At 45.7% G+C, this 1,510-nt stretch carries 1 protein-coding gene and 1 pseudogene; both read right to left on the bottom strand.

The window, feature by feature from the left end; all coding sequences use genetic code 11:
* Positions 1 to 459: aminoglycoside phosphotransferase family protein (locus R8O70_RS25060; protein WP_318184443.1), on the bottom strand; the 459-nt coding region annotated here is incomplete at its 3' end.
* A 165-nt stretch (positions 460 to 624) separates the two neighbouring features.
* Positions 625 to 1,494, bottom strand: a pseudogene (locus tag R8O70_RS25055) (LysR substrate-binding domain-containing protein).
* Positions 1,495 to 1,510 lie beyond the last annotated feature (16 nt).

Here is a 1,510-nt window from a genome sequence, read left to right as displayed (position 1 = left end):
ATCCCATAAACGAGGAGCAGGATGTGCGGTATCAAAATCGAATACACCAACCACGGTTTCACCATTTAGTGCAACATTGTATGGCATAAAATCCCCATGACAAATCACCTCTTGGGGGACTCGATCAGGTAACATCCAATGACACACTTCGCTTTGATGTGAAATGAGAAAATCTTCTGAAGCATCATGCATTCTACGCAACATTTTGGCCGCGGATAAAAGTGCAGTAACAGAAGCAATAGAACCTTGCAGTGGGTAGTTGAAGGTATCTCCTTCCACAAAGCTCAACCACTCTTTACCACCCTCAATCCCAATCACTTTGGGGCATTGCGTGAATCCATTGGAATGAAGGTGATTTAACAACTGGTGGACGGTCATCGTCCAAGAGTTTGCCGGACGACTAACGCGATCACCTGTACGATAAATGGCATTATCCCGACCACCTTGTAGCATTTCCATGACTTTTCCTTGTTCGATCAGATTTGGGGGGACGATTGAAACAAGCGTCATTTTATACCTTAAGTAACGAATCTTGTTTTAACTACCGACCAAAAAGCACCCAACTTTGTTAGCTCAATCGCAGGAAACCACTTTCACTTATTCGAAGATGCTGGACTTTTAAGCTTATAGACTTTGCATGACCCAATGAGTAAAAGCCTGAACTTGCGGTTTATCGCTTTCCCTTACCGTCATATGATGCGCGCTGGCGCTTGGCATTGACCATCCACCAATCGGAACCAAAAGTCCTTGTTGTAGCTCATCCTCCACTAAAAAGTCCCTTACAAGCAGTATGCCTAACTGATTCACCGCCGCTTGAATGGCTAGTAAGGAATGTTCAAACTCGGCGATAGGTTTACTCACTTTGCCTTTATAGCCCTGAAAACGCAGCCAAGCTTGCCACGATTCATGGTATCCGCCCGTGCACAGTTTTGGCGCTAGCGCGATATCGGTAAGATGAATGACCGAATTAAGATTTAAAAAACCAGGGCTCGCCACTACTATCCAGTTTTCTTGGGTAAGTTGAACAGCCTGCTCTGATTGCCAATCTCCATAACCGTTGATGATCTCCACATCCGCAATGGCGCTAGCATTCGGTACCGTGTTGGCGGTCGTTGAAATTTTTACCACGACATCAGGGTGCTGACGATGAAAATCGGCCAAGCGCGGCATTAACCATTGAGAACAAAAGCTGTGAGCGACATGAAGCGTCAGTTGAGTATTTTTCTGGCGAGCAAAAAGGTGTTGAGTTGCTACAGATAGCATCTGCAAAGTCTGGCCAACAACAGGTAAGTACGCTTAGGCAGCTTGCGTTAATAAAAGCTGCGCACCATTGCGCTCAAAAAGTATCGCGTCTAACTGAAGTTCCAACGATTTAACTTGCTGACTAACCGCCGCGCGAGTGACATTTAGCTCTTTTGCAGCTTTTGTAAAGCTTCGCAAACGGGCTGTTGCTTCAAAGGCTTTCAGGGCATTAAGTGGAGGGAGGTTTTCCATCATGCTCTCCTACTAA

The sequence above is a fragment of the Vibrio sp. 779(2023) genome, assembly GCF_033344285.1.
Classification (GTDB): domain Bacteria; phylum Pseudomonadota; class Gammaproteobacteria; order Enterobacterales; family Vibrionaceae; genus Vibrio; species Vibrio alginolyticus.
The sequence above is the reverse complement of the archived record's forward strand: the minus strand, read 5'-3'. Positions and strand labels throughout refer to the sequence as shown.